We start from the raw sequence: 18,249 nt of genomic DNA, 5'->3' as shown, positions 1-18,249 counted from the left end.
CGCCATTTACCGTTCATTACCCGGGCGCATGAGCCAGACATCGATCGAGCGGCTGAGGGACTATCTCGCGCAGCTCCCGCCGCAGGCGCAGGCGCTGCTGATGCGAGAGTTCGAGCGTGCGCTCGAGCGCGGCCAGGACACGGCCGTGGCAACCCTCGTGCTCGATCAGCTGCGCAAGATTGTCCGCAAGACGGAAGCCGACGAGGCCGCACCGCCGCGTACGGACGATCTGTCGCGGCTGCTGTTCCAGGTGCTGGAACCATTCCTCGTCGAAGCAGGCGCTCCGATCCGGGTCGGGCAGGTCCGCCGCTCCTCGCTGGCTCCGATCTGGCAATGGCTCGGCCGCGACGGTGCTCCGGACAAGCTGAAGGAACTCGAGGCGGCGCTGGCGCGCACGCCGGCCGACAGCGCAGGCCAGGTCGAAGCGCTGACCTCGAAGCTCCAGGCGGTCGCTGCGGATGCCATCTTCGAGCTGACGGGGCCGGGCGGGGGCGACAAGTCGCGTGCGCTCGCACGCGTTGGCCCGCCCAACGTGATCGAGGACTTCTATTCGAGCGGGGCGGTGCTCGCGGTCCGCGACGCCATTGCCACCTTGAACGAGAAGCTGCCGCGCTCTTTGCGCGCCTTCGGCGATGCCCAGATCGCATCGGTGACTGCAGCGCTCAACATTCCCGTCCTCCAGACCCCGCAGATGCTGCCCTTCGCGCTCTCCATCGTCGTGCAGCGGATGACCGCGCCGTGGCAGATCATCCGCCTCGCCATCAAGATTGCCGCATCCGACGACGAGATCCGTGTTGCGGCAACGCCCTATGGCGTCGCCGTCACGATCGCGCTGCATGATCTGTCCTGCGTGGCGGCCATCCTGCGCATGGACATCAAGCGCGGCCATTTCGACAATGTCGCCGCCAATCTCAAGACGCTGCACGACGGCGTGCGAGGCCTGCGTACCGAGCTCGACCTGCGCAACGATTCCGCCTGGGGCAAGCAGTTGACCTCGATCCGGGCCGACATCTCTAACGCGCTGCAATCCGAGATCGACAGTGTTCCCGGCCGCGTCCGCCGCATCCTGCGCCAGCGCGCCGAGAAGGACATTCCGCCGGGCGCGCGGATCGACAGCACCGAGGTCGAGGAAACCGTCGCGCTGATCGATTTCGTCGCCACCTGCCGCAATTATGCGAGCGAGCTTGCGATCAACGAGGTGACACTGCGCACCTATTCCGACCTCCAGCAATATGTCGAGCGTTCGACTGAGCAGCTGGTGCAGTCGCTGCGCGGCGCCGATCACAAGGTCCGCACCTATCGGCAGCAGCAGGTGCAGGCCGCGATCCGCTTCTGCCAGGTGCTGTTCGGCGATGATTATGCCTCGCTGATGAGCCGCGCCGCGGAGAACGCGGCCACGGGCGAGCGCAAATCGTCGCGCGCTAGCTGATCCAGGCGCATATTTCAGTAGTCACAATTTCAGGTTGACGGTGTCGGTGGCTGGCCCTACGGTCGCCGTGCAGGTTTTTTATATTTCTATCTGTGGGCGCATGAAATCCGTTATCAGTTCCATCGAAATCGAGAATCGCGTCGTTGTTGCCAAATATCAAAGGCTGATGGTCGGCGCGAAGGTGGTGCTGGTCGAGAAGGCAAGCGGTCGGCAGCTTCCTGAGACCGTCACCAGGGTTGCATCACCCGTTCCCGTCGGGGCGTTGCGCATCAGATTGCCCGACGCTATCGAGCCGGGAACATATTTCCTGAAGGCCTTCAACGGGCATGGCGAGGACGCCGCTCAAAGCGCGGACTTCGAGATCGGCTAAGCCGTTGGATTTTCACCATTTCGGGACTGTGCGCGGTCGCGCCGAATTGACAATTGTCAATTGCCGCATCGTCCGGCCGTGGTGTAAAGCGACCTGTGGGCGCGGCTTGCGCGCTGCCGGAAGCTTGCCAGATGATGCTATGGTTCGTGTTCGCGCTGATGACGGTCGCGGCGATCTTCGCCGTGCTTTTGCCGCTCGGCCGTAGCGGACGCGCGCAAAATCAGGGCAGCGAGGTCGCGGTCTACAAGGACCAACTCGCCGAGATCGAGCGTGATCTTGCCGCAGGGCTGATCGCCGCGCCCGAAGCCGAGGCCGCGCGCGTCGAGGTCAGCCGCAGGCTGCTTGCCGCGGCCGGCAGCGAGCCCGCAACGGCACCGAAATCCAGCCTCAAATGGCGCCGCGCGGCGGCCGTGCTGGCGCTTGCCGGCCTGCCGCTGGTTGCGATTGGTGTCTATGTGCCGCTCGGCTCGCCCAGGCTTCAGGACTTTCCACTGGCGCAGCGGGAGCGCGGATCCGGGTCCGGCATGGCGCAGTCGCTCGAGAATCTGGTCGTACAGGTCGAGCAACATCTGGAAAAGAATCCGACCGACGGGCGCGGCTGGAACGTGATCGCGCCCGTGCTGGAACGGCTCGGTCGCTTCGACGACGCCGTGCGCGCCTATCGCAACTCGCTCACCTACAATGGCGAGAGCGCGGAGCGCCGGTCCGATCTCGGCGAAGCGATCTCGGCCGCCGCCGGCGGCGTCGTGACCGCCGAAGCCAAGACCGAGTTCGAGCGCGCGCGCGCGCTCAGCGCCGACGACCCCAAGGCGAACTATTTTCTCGGTCTCGCCGCCGAGCAGGACGGCCGCAAGGCCGATGCCGCCAATATCTGGCGCGCGCTGCTGGCGAAAGCGCCGGCGGATGCGCCGTGGCGACCTCTGGTGCAGACCTCGCTCGCGCGGGTCGGTGGCGGTGGCGCGACGATGCCGGCGCTGTCGGATGAGACCCTCGCAGCTTCCAAGGACATGAAAGAGGTCGATCGCAACGCGATGGTTCGCGGCATGGTCGAACGGCTCGCCACGCGCCTCAAGCAGAACGGCGACGACGTCGAGGGTTGGCTGCGCCTGGTGCGCGCCTATCTCGTCATGGGTGATCGCGACAAGGCGGTGGGGGCATCGACCGATGCCCGCCAGGCGGTTGCCAACGATGCAGCACGGTTGCGCCAGCTTGATGAAGGCCTCAAGACACTCGGGCTCGACGGATGATGATGTCAGGACGAGACGGGCAGGGAATGGATACGCCATGACGCGCAAGCAGCGACGTATGACCATCATCGGCGGCTCGCTTGCCGTGCTCGCCCTCGCGGCCGCGCTGGTGCTCAACGCTCTGCGCGATTCCATCGTGTTCTTCTCGACGCCGACCATGGTCGCCGAGAAGCACGTTGCGCCCGGCAAGCGGTTTCGCCTCGGCGGCCTGGTGCAGCCCGGCTCGCTCCAGCGCGGCGACAATCTCGCTGTGACCTTCGAGGTCGCCGACGGCGGCGCAAAGCTTCCGGTCGCCTTCAAGGGCATTTTGCCCGATCTGTTCCGCGAAGGGCAGGGCGTCGTCGCCGAAGGCGCGCTCGATGCTGACGGCGTGTTCAAGGCCGACACCGTGCTCGCCAAGCACGACGAGACCTACATGCCAAAGGACGTCGCCGATGCCCTGAAGAAGCAGGGGCACTGGAAGGATGATTACGGCGCCAAAGCTTCCGACGGCGTCAAGCCCGCGGCCACGACCGCGCAGGGCAATCCGCAGGGAGCAGTTCGGTGATCGCGGAGTCAGGACATTACGCGCTGGTGCTGGCGCTCGGACTGGCACTGATCCAGTCCATCGTGCCCCTGATCGGCGCGCGGCTGCGCGATGACGCGCTGATGAATGTGGCGCGCTCCACTGCGCTGGCGCAGCTTCTGTTCGTCGGTGCGTCGTTCATCGCGCTTGTGATGCTGCACGTGGAGTCGGACTTCTCCGTCGTCAACGTCTACGAGAATTCCCACTCCATGAAGCCGCTGCTCTACAAGATCACTGGCGTGTGGGGAAACCATGAAGGCTCGATGCTCTTGTGGGTGTCGATCCTCGCGCTGTTCGGCGGATTGGTCGCGGCCTTCGGCAACAATCTGCCGCTGTCGCTGCGCGCGCACGTGCTGGCCGTACAGGCGTGGATCGCCAGCGCCTTCTATCTCTTCATCCTGGTGACCTCCAACCCGTTCCTGCGCATCACCAACCCGCCGATCGAGGGACGCGATCTCAATCCGGTGCTTCAGGACATCGGTCTCGCCGTGCATCCGCCGATGCTCTATCTCGGCTATGTCGGCTTCTCAATTTCGTTTTCCTTCGCGATCGCGGCGTTGCTGGAGGGGCGGATCGATGCCGCCTGGGCGCGTTGGGTGCGGCCGTGGACGCTGGTCGCCTGGATCTTCCTGACGCTCGGTATCGCCATGGGCTCGTACTGGGCCTATTACGAACTGGGTTGGGGCGGCTGGTGGTTCTGGGACCCGGTCGAGAACGCCTCGCTGATGCCTTGGCTTGCCGGCACCGCGCTGCTTCATTCGGCTCTGGTGATGGAGAAGCGCAACGCGCTGAAGGTCTGGACCATCCTCTTGTCGATCTTGACCTTCTCGCTATCGCTGCTTGGGACCTTCCTGGTGCGCTCGGGGGTCATCACCTCGGTGCATGCCTTCGCGACCGATCCAACCCGCGGGGTGTTCATTCTCCTGATTCTCTGCCTGTTCATCGGGGGCAGCCTGTCGCTGTTCGCGGGGCGCGCGACGTCGTTGAAGCAGGGCGGCCTGTTTGCACCGATCTCGCGCGAGGGTGCGCTGGTGCTGAACAATCTGCTGCTCACTGTGGCCTGCGCGGTGGTGCTGTTCGGCACGCTCTATCCGCTGGCGATGGAGATGCTCGCCGATTTCAAGATGTCGGTCGGCGCGCCGTTCTACAATCTCACCTTCGCTCCGCTGTTCACGCTATTGCTGCTCGCCGTGCCGTTCGGGCCGATGCTGGCGTGGAAACGCGGCGATCTGCTAGGCGTCACCCAACGCCTGCTGGCGGCCGGCGTTGCCGGGCTTATCGCCGTCGCGATGGTCTGGGGCTGGGTGCGCGGCGGCAGCGCGCTCGCGCCATTGGCAATCGGACTTGGCGTCTTCGTCATTGCCGGCGCCGTCACGGATCTGGCCGAACGAACCGGCTTGTTCCGGCTGCCGTTCGCGACGACGCTGCATCGTGCCCGCGGTCTGCCGCGCTCGGCCTGGGGCTCGGTATTTGCGCATGCCGGCCTCGGCGTTGCGCTGATCGGAATCGTCTGCGAGACCACCTGGAACAGCGAATATATCGCGACGATGAAGCAGAACGACGTCGCCCATGTCGCCGGCTATGACGTCAAGCTGGACGGCCTGTTTCAGCGCCAGGGACCGAACTTCCACGAGATGATCGCCGAATTCAACGTCAGCCACGACGGCGAGATGCTCAGCGTGATGACGCCGTCCAAGCGCAGCTTCACCACCCGCGGCTCCTCGACCACCGAGGCCGCGCTGCTGACGCGCGGCGCCAGCCAGCTCTACATCTCGCTCGGCGACGCCACTGCCGAAGGCGCCATTGCCGTGCGCATCTATCACAAGCCGCTGGTGCTGCTGATCTGGTGGGGACCGGTGCTGATGGCGTTCGGCGGCGTGCTATCGCTGTCGGACCGGCGCCTGCGAGTCGGCGCGCCGAAACCGGCGCGTGCCAAGCAGCGCCTGCAGCCGGCGGAGTGATCTGATGCGCCGAATGATGGTCGCGTTCATCGCGCTGATGCTGCTGGCCTTGCCTGCGGCGCATGCCGTGCAGCCGGACGAGATCATGTCGGATCCGGTGAAGGAGTCGCGTGCACGCGATCTGTCGCGTGAGCTGCGCTGCATGGTCTGCCAGAACCAGTCGATCGACGATTCCGATGCGCCGCTGGCGCGCGATTTGCGGCTCCTGGTGCGCGAGCGTATCGCGGCCGGCGACAGCAATTCGCAAGTGCTCGATTTCCTGGTCGCGCGCTACGGCGAGTTCGTGCTGCTCAAGCCGCGCTTCGAGCGCCAGAACATGCTGCTGTGGCTGCTCGCGCCGTTGCTGCTGATTGGCGGCAGCCTGGCGCTATGGCTGCAAATCCGCCGGCGCGCGCGAAATGGTGCAGACCTACCGGCTCCGCCGCTCACGCCCGACGAGGAAGCGCGGCTCGCCGCATTGATGGCGGATGAAGCCAAATCCAGCTAGCTACGTTGCTGCGCGCATCAAGCCGGCACTGCGCGGGGGTTCCTGGAACTTGGTTAAGTTCCTGCAGGTTCACTAATTTTGGCCGCGATAAACTGCCGCATCCGCATGTCCGGTTCATTACAAAAGTTTAACCCCGCCGCCAGCGCACGGTAAGGCGACAGCCCCCATCTTCAGGTCCGTAAGGTGCCGCCGTCAGGCGCCAAATGGATTTCAAGGCCCTGGAGATCTCTGCATGACCGACCGTTCCGACCTCTCGAACCTTCCGTCCTACCGGCAGCCCCGCCGGCCCGTTTTCTCGGCCCGCAAGATCGCGCTGATGGCCTCGGTCGTCGCCGGCCTCGGCGCCGCCGTCTACGGCTTCGGCACGTCAACCTCGCCCGCCGACCTGTTCTCGACCCCGGCGCTTGCGCAGGTCAACAACGAGGTCCGCAAGGTCGAACGCCCGATCGGTTTCGCCGACATTGTCGAGCGCGTGAAGCCGTCGGTGATCTCGGTGAAGGTCAACATGAAGGAGAAGACCGCGAGCAACGACGACGGCGATGATTCCTCCTCGCCGTTCCAGCCGGGCTCGCCGATGGAGCGGTTCTTCCGCCGCTTCGGCGGTCCGGATGGCGTCCCGGGCCTGAAGGGTGGTGGCGGTCGTGGCCGCGTCGTGCAGGGCCAGGGCTCCGGCTTCTTCATCTCGGCTGATGGCTTTGCCGTGACCAACAACCACGTGGTCGACGGCGCCGACAAGGTCGAGGTCACCACCGACGACGGCAAGACCTACACCGCCAAGGTGATCGGTACCGACCAGCGCACCGACCTTGCCTTGATCAAGGTCGAGGGCAGCTCGAACTTCCCGTTCGCGAAGCTTGCCGACGGCAAGCCGCGGATCGGCGACTGGGTGCTCGCGGTGGGCAACCCGTTCGGCCTCGGCGGCACCGTGACTGCCGGCATCGTTTCGGCCAGCGGCCGCGACATCGGCAACGGCCCCTACGACGATTTCATCCAGATCGACGCCCCCGTGAACAAGGGCAATTCCGGCGGTCCCGCGTTCGACACCAATGGTGAGGTGATGGGCGTCAACACCGCGATCTACTCGCCTTCCGGCGGCAGCGTCGGCATCGCGTTCTCGATCCCCGCCAGCACCGTGAAGAGCGTGGTGGCGCAGCTCAAGGACAAGGGCTCGGTCAGCCGCGGCTGGATCGGCGTGCAGATCCAGCCGGTGACACCCGACATCGCAGACAGCCTCGGCATGAAGAAGGCCGAAGGTGCGCTGGTTGCGGAGCCGCAGGCGAATGGTCCGGCGGCCAAGGCCGGCATCGAGTCCGGTGACGTGATCACGTCGGTCAACGGCGAATCGGTCAAGGACGCGCGCGAGCTCGCCCGCACCATTGGCGGCCTGGCGCCCGGCGCGACCGTGAAGCTCAACGTGCTGCACAAGGGCCAGGACAAGGTGGTGAACCTCACCCTCGGCCAGCTGCCGAACACGATCGAAGCAAAGGCCGACATCGACAAGGACAGCGGCAAGGGCGCGAGCCGCGGCACCGACGTGCCCAAGCTCGGCATGACCGTCGCGCCCGCCGATTCCGTGGCCGGCGCCGGCAAGGAAGGCGTCGTGGTCACCGAAGTCGATCCGAAGAGCGCCGCAGCCGAACGCGGCTTCAAGGAAGGTGACGTGATTCTCGAAGTCGGCGGCAAGAGCGTGAGCACCGCCGGCGAAGTTCGCGACGCCATCAACACGGCGCGGACTGACAACAAGAACAGCGTCCTGATGCGGGTGAAGAGCGGCGGTCAGTCGCGCTTCGTCGCCGTGCCCATCGCGAAGGGCTAACCAAGGGCTCGGCCTCAGGAGGCCTCCGAGATGAAGGGTGTCGCCGGCATCAGTCGCCCCCGCCGACGGCGCCCTTCGGGGGAGCAGCGCAACGTTTGCTTCCCCTATCTACCTTCCGGTGGAATACGCCCCCCTCCGTCGGAAGGCCTAGGGCGGTGAAGTCCCCCCAGCTTCACCGCCCGCCTTTTTCTCGATGCCAGAGTCTCTCACTCGGCTTGCATGCGATTGCCGCTCGCGCCATGTTTAGAGAAGGTTCACTCCCTTGACCGTTGCCGAACGCACGATGCGCCTCCTCATCATCGAAGACGACCGCGAATCCGCCGACTACCTCGTGAAGGCTTTTCGTGAGGTCGGGCACATTGCCGACCACGCCGCCGACGGCGAGGAAGGCCTTGCCATGGCCGAGAACGGCGATTACGACGTGCTGGTGGTCGACCGCATGCTGCCCAAGCGCGACGGCCTGTCGGTGATCGGCGCGCTCCGCGACAAGGACGATTCGACGCCAGTGCTGATTCTCTCGGCGCTCGGCCAGGTCGACGACCGCATCAAGGGCCTGCGCGCTGGCGGCGACGATTATCTGCCGAAACCCTATTCCTTCGCCGAGCTGTTGGCCCGGGTCGAGGTGCTGTCGCGCCGCCGCGGCGGTCCGGCCGAGGACACGCTGTACCGCGTCGGCGATCTCGAGCTCGACCGGCTCTCCCATCGCGTCGCGCGCGGCAAGGACGAGCTGACGCTCCAGCCGCGCGAATTCCGCCTGCTCGAATACCTCATGAAGCATGCGGGCCAGGTGGTGACCCGCACCATGCTGCTGGAGAACGTCTGGGACTATCATTTCGATCCGCAGACCAACGTCATCGACGTGCACATTTCGCGGCTGCGCTCCAAGATCGACAAGGGTTTTGAGCGGCCGCTGCTGCACACGATCCGCGGCGCGGGATACATGATCCGTGACGGCATTCGGTAAACTCGTCCGCACCACGGCATTCCGGCTGACGCTGGTCTATTTGCTGTTGTTCGCGATGTTCGCGGCCTCGCTGCTGGCCTATTTCGCCTGGAATACGCGGCGGCTGATCACCGAGGAGATCACGCAGACGGTCAATGCCGAGACCTCGGAGATCAGCGAGATCTACGGCCGCCGCGGCTTGCGCGCTCTCGTGCTCGCGATCGAGTACCGGGCGCTGCGTCCGGGTGCCAACCTCTATCTCGTGACGACGCCGACCGGGCAGGCGATCGCCGGCAATGTCGGCTCGCTGGCGCCCGGCGTGATGGCGAAGCGCGGCTGGTCCGAGACCGCCTACCGGCGTATCGAGGACACCGACGATCGCGACCACCTTGCGCTCGTCCGCGTCACCGAACTGGAAAACGGCTTCCGGCTTCTGATCGGACGCGATCTGGCCGAGCGGCGACGGCTGTTCGGCATCGTGGCGAAGGCCGCGCAATGGTCGATCCTGATCGTCGTTGTGCTCGGCCTGGGCGGCGGCATCTTTGTGGCGCGCAGGGTTTTGAGGCGCATTGATGCGATGAGCGGCACCGCCCATCGGATCATGACCGGCGATCTCAGCGAACGCCTGCCGGTAGGGCGCAGTGGCGACGAGCTCGACCGCCTCGCCGAAAATCTCAACGCCATGCTGGAGCGGATCGAGGCGCTGATGGCGGGGCTGAAGGAGGTCTCCGACAACATCGCCCACGATCTCAAGACGCCGCTGACGCGACTTCGCAACCGCGCCGAGGAGGCGCTGGCGAAATCCGGCGGCGAGGCCGATTACCGCGCCGCGCTGGAACGGACCATCGAGGAATCCGACGGGCTGATCCGTACCTTCAACGCGCTTCTGATGATCGCGCGCGCCGAGTCCGGGCAGGCGCGCGGCAACATGGATGATTTCGACGCGGCCGATGTCGCCAACGGCATTCACGAACTCTACGAGCCGCTGGCCGAAGACGACGGCATGACTTTGAAGGTCAGGTGCGAGCCGACCCCGGTTCACGCCAACCGCGAATTGATCAGCCAGGCCCTCGCCAATCTTGTCGAGAATGCGATCAAATACGGCAAGCCGGTCGCGCAATCCGCGGGAACCGTGGTCAGCATGGAGGGCAGGCAGATCACGATCGAATCGAGGCGCGAGGGCGATCAGGTGCTGCTCAGCGTCACCGATCGCGGTCCCGGAATCCCCGAAGGCGACCGCAAGCATGTGGTGGAACGATTCGTGCGGCTGGAAGCGAGCCGCACGCTGCCTGGATCCGGCCTCGGTCTCAGTCTCGCCTCCGCGGTCGCGACATTGCATGGCGGTGAGTTAAGGTTGGGTGACGCCCAGCCCGGTCTTGTCGCCACGCTGGTGCTGCCGGCGCGCGCGGGCGACAGGGTTGCTCCGCCAATGCCGGATGTGCCACAGAAGGTGGCATGAACCACTCCGCGCCGGGAAACGCGGACAAGCATGGTGAGAGACTTGCCGCACGCTTCGCGGAGGCTCCCCATATTGCCGCTTCCGTCACCGACCAAGGACGTTTTGAAAGCTGGCTGGCCGAGCTCGAGCCAGCGCAATTCACCCGTCTTGAAACGCTGCTGGCTCACCGCTTCGCGCGGGACATCCTGGCCGGCATCGCGGAATTCTCGCCTTATCTGTTTGAGCTGCTGCGCGCTGATCCGCAGCGCCTGATCCGGCTGCTGGAATGCGATCCGGATGCGCATCTCGCCACGCTGATCGCGGAGGCGAACGGCGCCGTGCTCGCGGCATCCGATGAAGCCGAGGTGATGCGGCTGCTTCGCCGCATGAAGGCGGAGGCCGCGCTCCTGATCGCACTGTGCGACATCGGCGGGGTCTGGCCGGTGATGCGGGTGACCGCAGCGCTCACCGATCTCGCGGTGGCCTCGGTGCGGGCGGCGCTTCAATACCTCCTGCGGCAGGAAGCCGCGCGCGGCAAGCTCTCGCCGCCCAATCCCGAGGCGCCGGAGGAGGGCTGCGGGCTGATCGTGCTTGCGATGGGCAAGATGGGCGCAGGCGAGCTGAACTATTCCAGCGACATCGATCTCATCGTGTTCTTCGATCCCGACAATACGACGCTTGCCGCGGATATCGAACCCCAGCCGTTCTTCGTGAGGGTGACGCAGGGGATGGCACGCATTCTCCAGCAGCGCACTTATGACGGCTACGTCTTCCGCGTCGATCTGCGCCTGCGTCCCGATCCATCCTCGACGCAGGTGGCGATTTCGCGCGATGCCGCGCTGAACTATTATGAGCGGGAAGGGCGTACCTGGGAGCGCGCCGCGATGATCAAGGCGCGAGTCTGCGCCGGCGATCCCAGGGCGGGCGCGGCGCTACTCGCGGAGATCGCGCCCTTCGTCTGGCGCAAGCATCTCGACTTTGCCGCGCTTGCCGACGTTCACGACATGAAGCGGCAGATGCAGACCTATCGCGGCCAGAGCGAGGTTGCGGTCGAAGGGCATAACGTGAAGGTCGGGCGCGGCGGAATCCGCGAGATCGAGTTCTTCGCCCAGACCCAGCAATTGATCGCCGGGGGGCGACATCCCGAACTGCGTGTGCGGCCGACGCTCGCCGCGCTCGGCGTGCTTGCTTCCAGCAACTGGATCACGGTTTCGGCGCGTGACGAGCTGACCACGGCCTACCAATTCCTGCGCCGGGTCGAGCATCGCCTCCAGATGATCGCAGACGAGCAGACCCACACGCTGCCCGAGGACAAGGAGGCGGTCGAGCGTTTCGCCTGGTTCTTCGGCTATCCGGATCGCGAGGCCTTTGCCCGCGACCTTCTGCGGCAGCTCGAGATCGTCCAGGGCCACTACGAAAAACTGTTCGAAGGCGACGATCCGACCGGCACGGCCAAGCTGCCGGCGCTCGACTACAGTGCGGGTCCCGACGATCCGCGGCTGCTTCAGTATCTGGCCACGCTCGGCTTCAAGAAGCCTGCCGCCGTCGCGCAGACCGTGCGTGACTGGATCACCGGCGAGTACCGCGTGTTCCGCGTCGAAGCGACGCGCAACGCATTCGTCGAATTCGTGCCGGCTCTCATCGACGGTCTCGCTCATGCCGAGGAGCCGGATCGGGCCGTCGTGGCGTTCGACCATTTCCTTGGAGCGCTTCAGCGCGGCGGCCGGCTGATCACGCTGCTCGGGCAGAACCGCGATCTCGTCGCACTGGTCGCCCTGGTGCTGGGCGCGGCGCCCCGACTCGGCGAGATGCTGGCGCGGCAGCCGCAGCTCATGGACGGCCTGATCGATCCGCGCTTCTTCGGTGCCATGCCCGACAGGCAGGAATTGTCGGGGCGGCTTGCGAGCACGGTGCAGGATGCCGGCTCTTACGAAGAGTTCCTCGACCGCCTGCGCCTGTTCGGGCAGGAGAGCCTGTTCCTGATCGGCACGCGCATTCTCTCGGGCACGGTCTCGGCGCAGCAAGCGAGCACGGCCTTTGCTGACGTCGCCGAGGGCATCGTCCATACCGTGCATGGCCTCGTCGCCGACCGCTTCGCCGCCCAGCATGGCCGGATCAAGGGGCAGGAGACCGCGATCATCGCGATGGGCCGGCTCGGCAGCCGCGAGATGACCGCGTCGTCCGATCTCGACCTGATCCTGCTTTACGATTTCGACGGCGACAGTCCGGACTCCGACGGTGCGAAGTCGCTGCAAGGTGCACATTACTTCGCGCGTTTCACCCAACGCCTGATCAGCGCGTTCACGACGCGCACCAATTACGGAGTGCTCTACGAGATCGACATGCGGCTGCGCCCCTCGGGGCGTGCCGGCCCTGTGGCCTCGAGCCTCGTCTCGTTCGCGGACTACCAGGCCAACGAGGCCTGGACCTGGGAGCACATGGCGCTGACGCGCGCGCGCGTCGTGTCCGCTTCGCCCGAATTCCGGGAACGGATCGAGCGCGTCATCCGCGATGTCCTGACCCGCCGCCGCGATCCCGGAATCATCGCCAACGATGTTGCCGACATGCGGCGCGCGATCGCCCAGGAGAAGGGCGAGGCCGATTGCTGGGATCTCAAATATGCCGCCGGCGGCATGGTCGACATCGATTTCATCGCGCAATATCTCCAGCTCGTGCATGCGCACGAGAAGCCGGAGATTCTCGACGCCGGCACCATGCAGGTGCTGGAAAATGCATGCAGGCTGGGCGTGCTGGCGCAATCGGAGACCGAGATATTGCGGGCCGCGGCGCGGCTGTATCACGACCTGACGCAGATCCTGCGGCTCTGCGTCAGCGACCGGTTCAAGCCGGAGACCGCCGGCACCGACCTTCTGCGCGTGATGGCACGCGCCGGCGATGCGCCGCATTTCTCCTCGCTGGAGGCGCGCGTGAAGGAGACGCAGAGCGAGGTGCGCCGTGTCTTCAGGGCGCTGCTGGAAGGGACGTCGTCGTCGGCTTCAGCGAGGTGAGCGCCTCCCGCACGTTCGGCTCCAAGCCCGCGCCGCGGGCGTCGCGGCGACGCGCTGGATGCAGCGCTAGGCATTCGTGGCGGTTTTTGCGTGTCGCAAGGGGTAGGGCATGCTAGCTTGCATGCCACCATACGATCCGAGGGAACGAACGGTTGCTCGACAAGCTTGAACTATTGCTGGCGCTGGCGAAGGAACGGCATTTCGGCCGGGCCGCCGAAATGTGCGGCGTGACGCAACCGACGATGTCGACCGGGCTGAAGCAGCTCGAGGAGATCCTCGGCGTGATGTTGGTCCAGCGCGGCTCCCGCTTCCAGGGTTTTACGCCGGAAGGCGAGCGGGCGCTGGATTGGGCGCGGCGGATCGTGGGCGATGCCCGCGCGATGCGTGACGAGATCAACGGGCTGAAGCATCAGCTCTCCGGCGAGATCCGAATTGCGGCAATCCCGACCGTGCTCGGTATGGTCGCTGCGCTGACGACGCCGTTCCGCGCCAGGCATCCCGAGGTGCGTTTCCGCATCCAGTCCACCACCTCATCCGAGGTGCTGGGGTTGCTCGAGAATCTCGAGGTGGATGCAGGCCTGACCTATATCGAGAACGAGCCGATCGGCAAGGTGCGCACCATTCCGCTCTACAGCGAGAGCTATCGTCTGCTCACCGCGCCGGATGGAATGTTCGGTGATCGCGAGACGGTGACGTGGCGGGAGGTCGGACAGGTGCCGCTGTGCCTGCTGACGCCCGACATGCAGAACCGCCGCATCATCGACCGCGCGTTACGTTCGGTCGGCGCCGAGGCGACGCCGACCTTGACCTCGAATTCGCTGCTGGTGCTGTTCACGCATGTGAAGACGGGGCGCTGGGCCAGCGTGATGCCGGCCAAGCTCGCCGAGACGCTCGGCCTGTCCGATACGGTGCGCTCGATCCCGATCATCGATCCCGATGTCAATTACAGCATCGGCATGGTGATCCCGCAGCGTGATCCGATGACGCCGCTGATCGCGGCGCTGGTCAATGTCGCGCGAGAAGTCGCGCCGTCGCTGCAATCGTAGAATTCAGGCCGCGGCCGATATTCCGGACGCCGACTTGATCGCGTTGCGGGGCAGGGTGACGCGCACGACGGTGCCGACCTCGAGTTTGGAGCGCAGCCGCATCGAGCCGCCATGAAGCTGCGCCAGCGAGCGGGCGATCGCCAACCCCAGTCCCGAGCCGTGATAGGTCTTGGTGAGCTGGCTCTCGACTTGCTCGAAGGGGCGGCCGAGCCGCGCCAGCGAATGCGGCGCGATGCCGATGCCGGTGTCGGCGATCATCAGCACGATCCTGTCGTCGAGCTGCCGGCTGCGCACCACGATGCGTCCGCCGTCGGGCGTGAACTTCACGGCGTTGGAGAGCAAATTGACGATGATCTGCTTGGTGGCGCGACGGTCGGCGACGACGGAGATGGACTTTGCGATGTCGGCGTCGAGCGTCAGGTGCTTGTCCTGCGCGCGGCCGGTGACGACCCGCAGGGATTCCGCCAGCGTCTGCGCCAGGTCGAGCTCTTCCATGTCGAGCTTCATGCGGCCGGCCTCGATCTTGGACATGTCGAGGATGTCGTTGATGACTTCGAGCAGGTAATGCCCGCTGGTCAGGATGTCGTGGCAGTATTCCTGGTACTTCTCCGAGCCGAGCTCGCCGAACATGCCCGAGCCCATGATTTCGGAAAAGCCGATGATCGCGTTCAGCGGCGTGCGCAGCTCGTGGCTCATATTGGCGAGGAATTTCGACTTGGTCTGGTTGGCTTCCTCGGCGCGGGTCTTCTCGCGCTGGTATTTCTCGGCGAGATCGGCGAGTTCGCCCGCCTGGCGCTCCAGGGCTGCCTGCGAGCGCTTAAGGTCGATGACGGTGGCGCGCAGGCGTAGATCGTTGTCGACCAGCTTCTGCTCGTGCTCCTTGATGCGGGTGATGTCGGTGCCGACCGAGACGTAGCCGCCGTCCTTGGTGCGGCGCTCGCTGATGTGCAGCCAGCTGCCGTCGTCGAGCTGCGCCTCGAAGGTCCGCGCACCGGGGCCCTGGCTCGCAGTCTCGTTGTGCCGGGTGCGAACCTCCGGCATGCGGCCGACCTCCAGCACGGTCTCGTAGGAGGTGCCGGGGATGACGGCGCTGTCGGGCAGCTTGTGCAGGCGCTGGAAGTGCGAATTGCAGAGCACCAAGCGGTCGCTGGCGTCCCACAGGACGAAGGCTTCGGGAATGGTCTCGATCGCGTCGCGCAGGCGCAAATCGGCTTCCACGGTCCGCTCGGCGAGGCTCTTCTGCTCGGTGATGTCGACCGCGATCCCGATCAGGTGAACGCTGGAATCGGTCGCGCCGCTGGTCTTCTCGCAGCGGACGCGGAGCCAGATCCAGTGGCCGTCGACATGCTGCATGCGGAAGGTCTGGTCGATGTGGTCGATCTTCTCGGAGATGAGCTGGTCGGCGATCTCGAACAGGTCGATGTCGTCGGACTTCACCAGCGCGTTGACCTCGCCGAAGGTGAGGAGCTCGTTGCGGCCGTCGAGGCCGAGCATTGAAAACATTGACTGCGACCAGAAGATGCGGCCGCGCGACAGGTCCCAGTCCCACAGCCCGCAGCGGCCGCGGTTGAGCGCGGTGTCGATCCGGCCGCGCACGGCGTCGTTGATCAGGTCGCCCTCGCGGGCACGGGTGGACTGCCAGTGGAAGGCGAAGCCGAGGATCAGGACCACGAAGCCGGTGGTGGCCGACAGCGTCACCGATAGCGCGGCGTCCGAGCCCCAGATCGGCTCGTTGCGCTCCTGGATCACGGTCACGAAGCCGGGCAACGATTTGATCTGCCGCGCGGTCGCCATTGCGGCGTTGCCGTTCGGCAGCGTCATATCGGAGATGTTGTCGTCGCGCGGCGGTGCCGCCAGCAGTTGCGCCGTCGTGATTGCGTCGAGCAGGCGGTCGTTGCCCGAGGGATCGCTGTCGATCGGGATGCGAGCGAGGATGCGGCGGTCGATTCCAGCCGAGGTGACGATGACGTGGCGGCCCGAGGCGGTGCCCCAGGTTGGAATGAGGTCGGGCAGCAACGCCGGGAGGCTCTCGATGTTCTTCAGCCGCTCCTGTCGCCCGGAGGTGAGGCGGTCGATACGCTCGGCGAGCAGGTCGGCGAGCGCCGAGATGTCGTGGCGGATCACCAGCCGCTTCTGGCGCGTCTGGTCGACGACCTGCACGAACGCGCCGAGGCAGATCGTGATCAGGAATGCGATGATGAGCGTCGGCACGGCGCGGCGCAGCGCAGGCTCCGCTATCAGGAGCCGATGATAGGCAGGTTTCGCGATCGATTGCGCCAATCCTTTGATCGAATCGGATTGGACGCACGCGTTCGCGGCGTCTGCACGCGACATGCCTAAAGCCCCCTGGAAACCTGCTTGCAACTGGACTTCGGAAGCAGCCCCACATCGCTTCCGAATCATGGTCGATTTGAATCCAGATTTCGCGGGCTGTCGAGAGTCAACGAATCGTTAACGCGAATTTATTCTTATCCAACGCGCAGTTTGTGCGTCGTGCGTCCGCAAACTTACGTGCGCGGCGAGTCCGAAACGAGAACGTGTGACTCCTCGCACATTCTCTGTCACGCGCGCGGCGGTTCGGCGTGACTGATGACGCGCTTCACGCTCGGGAACGCGCGCCGCAACGCGCGCTCGATCGCATCGACATGCTCGTGCACCTTGATCACGCTCATCGACGGCTCGGCGCGGCAGTGGAAATTCACGATCTCGCCGGCGTCGGTGTTGCGGACGCGAACATTATGGATGTCGTGGATCTCGCCGCTGGCGGCATATTCCGTCAAGGCTGCGGCGATGGCCCGCACCCGTTCCGGTTCGGCATCGACCCCGAACGGCAGTTCCGGTTCCAGCGGCTCGATGTGGACGTCGACCTCGACATCTGCGCCGAACTCTTCCTGGATGTTGCGTTCCAGCGTGTTGGCGACGTCATGGGCGGCGTAGAGCTGCATCCCCCCGTCGACCTCGAGGTCGATGCTGACGATCAGCTTGGCGCCGAGATCGTGCACGGTGACGTGGTGGATGGCGAGGCCCGAATTGTGGGCGATGACCATGATGCGGTCGCGCACGGTCTCGTTGTCGCGCGCCACGGGGACTGCGGTGAAGGTGAGGTCGGTATCGCCGAAGGCCGTCTCGACGGCTGCTTGCGCGTTGCGCTTGATGTCCTCGACCCGGTCGATGGGGTAGGTCCGCGGCACCTTTGCGATCGTGTCGATAAACGTGGTGGCACCGACCATGCGCACGCGGAGCCGCTCGATGTCGATCACGCCCGGCACGCTGCGGATCGCGGCCGTGGCCGTCTCATGCGCGCCTTCCGGAGCGCGGTCCACCAGCGTCTGCACGGTCGAGCCGGCCATGCGCAGGCCGAGCAGGGCGATCATCACGGCCACTGCGGCGGCGGCAGCCGCGTCGCCCCACCAGAAGCCGAGGCCGGCGAGGATCAGGCCCACGATCACGGCGAACGAGCCCATCACGTCGGAGGCGAAATGCAGCGCATCGGCGGCGAGCGCCTGGCTCCTGGTCTCCCGTGCGGCACGGTGCAGGGCACGGGCGCGCCAGAAATTGACGGCGATGTCGATCACCAGCACGACGAAAGGGACGGCGGAGATCGTCGGCGGCGCAACTCCCTCTCGGAGATGGCTGTAGGACTGGACCAGGATTCCACCGGCGAGCACGTAGAGCAGGGCGGTGACGCCCAGTGCCGAGACACTTTCGAGCTTGCCGTGGCCGTAATGATGCTCTTCGTCCGCCGGCTTGTCGGACACCCGCACCACCGCCCAGGTGATGATGGTGGCGACCAGGTCGATCGACGAATGCAGCGCCTCGGAGATTAGCGCCAGCGAGCCGATCGCGATCCCGACCGCGAACTTGGCCGCCGCCATGCCGCCGCTGGCGAATATCGAGATCGCTGCGACTGAGGTCTTGTTGTGTTGGGAGCTCATGGCG

13 protein-coding genes are annotated in these 18,249 nt (G+C 65.6%); 11 read left to right on the top strand and 2 right to left on the bottom strand.

The annotated features are described in order from the left end of the window. Window positions 1-28 precede the first annotated feature (28 nt). From IVB54_RS25975 to IVB54_RS25925, 11 genes are all read left to right on the top strand, one after another. Window positions 29-1,429, top strand: coding sequence for a hypothetical protein (locus IVB54_RS25975; protein ID WP_018458556.1), 1,401 nt, complete (start codon window positions 29-31; stop codon window positions 1,427-1,429). A gap of 100 nt (window positions 1,430-1,529) precedes the next feature. Continuing rightward, window positions 1,530-1,799 (top strand): hypothetical protein, encoded by a 270-nt coding sequence (locus IVB54_RS25970; protein WP_007593394.1) that lies wholly within the window; start codon window positions 1,530-1,532, stop codon window positions 1,797-1,799. Between the two features lie 131 nt (window positions 1,800-1,930). Next, a complete protein-coding gene (gene ccmI, locus IVB54_RS25965) occupies window positions 1,931-3,046 on the top strand; it encodes a c-type cytochrome biogenesis protein CcmI (RefSeq protein WP_026233608.1) in 1,116 nt (371 codons plus the stop codon). A 37-nt stretch (window positions 3,047-3,083) separates the two neighbouring features. After that, window positions 3,084-3,593, top strand: a complete 510-nt coding sequence (ccmE, locus tag IVB54_RS25960) for a cytochrome c maturation protein CcmE (RefSeq protein ID WP_026233609.1) — start codon at window positions 3,084-3,086, stop codon at window positions 3,591-3,593. Next, window positions 3,590-5,572: a heme lyase CcmF/NrfE family subunit gene (locus IVB54_RS25955; RefSeq protein WP_018458559.1), complete on the top strand. Its 1,983-nt coding sequence runs from the start codon at window positions 3,590-3,592 to the stop codon at window positions 5,570-5,572. The genes ccmE and IVB54_RS25955 overlap by 4 nt, the downstream gene beginning before the upstream one ends. A 4-nt stretch (window positions 5,573-5,576) precedes the next feature. Then, window positions 5,577-6,059 carry a cytochrome c-type biogenesis protein gene (locus IVB54_RS25950; RefSeq protein ID WP_026233610.1) on the top strand — a complete coding sequence of 161 codons (483 nt, stop codon included), beginning with the start codon at window positions 5,577-5,579 and terminating at the stop codon, window positions 6,057-6,059. A 232-nt stretch (window positions 6,060-6,291) separates the two neighbouring features. Further along, the gene (locus tag IVB54_RS25945) at window positions 6,292-7,875 is read left to right on the top strand and encodes a Do family serine endopeptidase (protein WP_018458561.1); all 1,584 of its coding nucleotides are present in this window, start codon (window positions 6,292-6,294) and stop codon (window positions 7,873-7,875) included. A 283-nt stretch (window positions 7,876-8,158) separates the two neighbouring features. Further along, window positions 8,159-8,839 carry a response regulator transcription factor gene (locus IVB54_RS25940; RefSeq protein WP_035969420.1) on the top strand — a complete coding sequence of 227 codons (681 nt, stop codon included), beginning with the start codon at window positions 8,159-8,161 and terminating at the stop codon, window positions 8,837-8,839. Further along, window positions 8,823-10,277, top strand: coding sequence for an ATP-binding protein (locus tag IVB54_RS25935; RefSeq protein WP_018458562.1), 1,455 nt, complete (start codon window positions 8,823-8,825; stop codon window positions 10,275-10,277). The genes IVB54_RS25940 and IVB54_RS25935 overlap by 17 nt, the downstream gene beginning before the upstream one ends. Beyond that, window positions 10,274-13,264: a bifunctional [glutamine synthetase] adenylyltransferase/[glutamine synthetase]-adenylyl-L-tyrosine phosphorylase gene (locus IVB54_RS25930; RefSeq protein WP_247300167.1), complete on the top strand. Its 2,991-nt coding sequence runs from the start codon at window positions 10,274-10,276 to the stop codon at window positions 13,262-13,264. Before IVB54_RS25935 ends, IVB54_RS25930 begins: the two co-directional genes overlap by 4 nt. Before the next feature lie 152 nt (window positions 13,265-13,416). Then, window positions 13,417-14,310, top strand: coding sequence for a LysR family transcriptional regulator (locus IVB54_RS25925; RefSeq protein WP_018458564.1), 894 nt, complete (start codon window positions 13,417-13,419; stop codon window positions 14,308-14,310). A 3-nt stretch (window positions 14,311-14,313) separates the two neighbouring features. Here IVB54_RS25925 and IVB54_RS25920 read toward each other — a convergent pair whose 3' ends face one another. Together IVB54_RS25920 and IVB54_RS25915 are read right to left on the bottom strand one after the other, a co-directional pair. Next, window positions 14,314-16,644, bottom strand: coding sequence for a PAS domain-containing sensor histidine kinase (locus IVB54_RS25920; protein ID WP_018458565.1), 2,331 nt, complete (start codon window positions 16,642-16,644; stop codon window positions 14,314-14,316). Between the two features lie 227 nt (window positions 16,645-16,871). Next, a complete protein-coding gene (locus IVB54_RS25915; RefSeq protein WP_085362399.1) occupies window positions 16,872-18,245 on the bottom strand; it encodes a cation-efflux pump in 1,374 nt (457 codons plus the stop codon). Window positions 18,246-18,249: the final 4 nt, after the last annotated feature.

Origin of the sequence: Bradyrhizobium sp. CW1 (genome assembly GCF_023100665.1) — a bacterium.
GTDB classification, from domain to species: domain Bacteria; phylum Pseudomonadota; class Alphaproteobacteria; order Rhizobiales; family Xanthobacteraceae; genus Bradyrhizobium; species Bradyrhizobium canariense_D.
The sequence above is the reverse complement of the archived record's forward strand: the minus strand, read 5'-3'. Positions and strand labels throughout refer to the sequence as shown.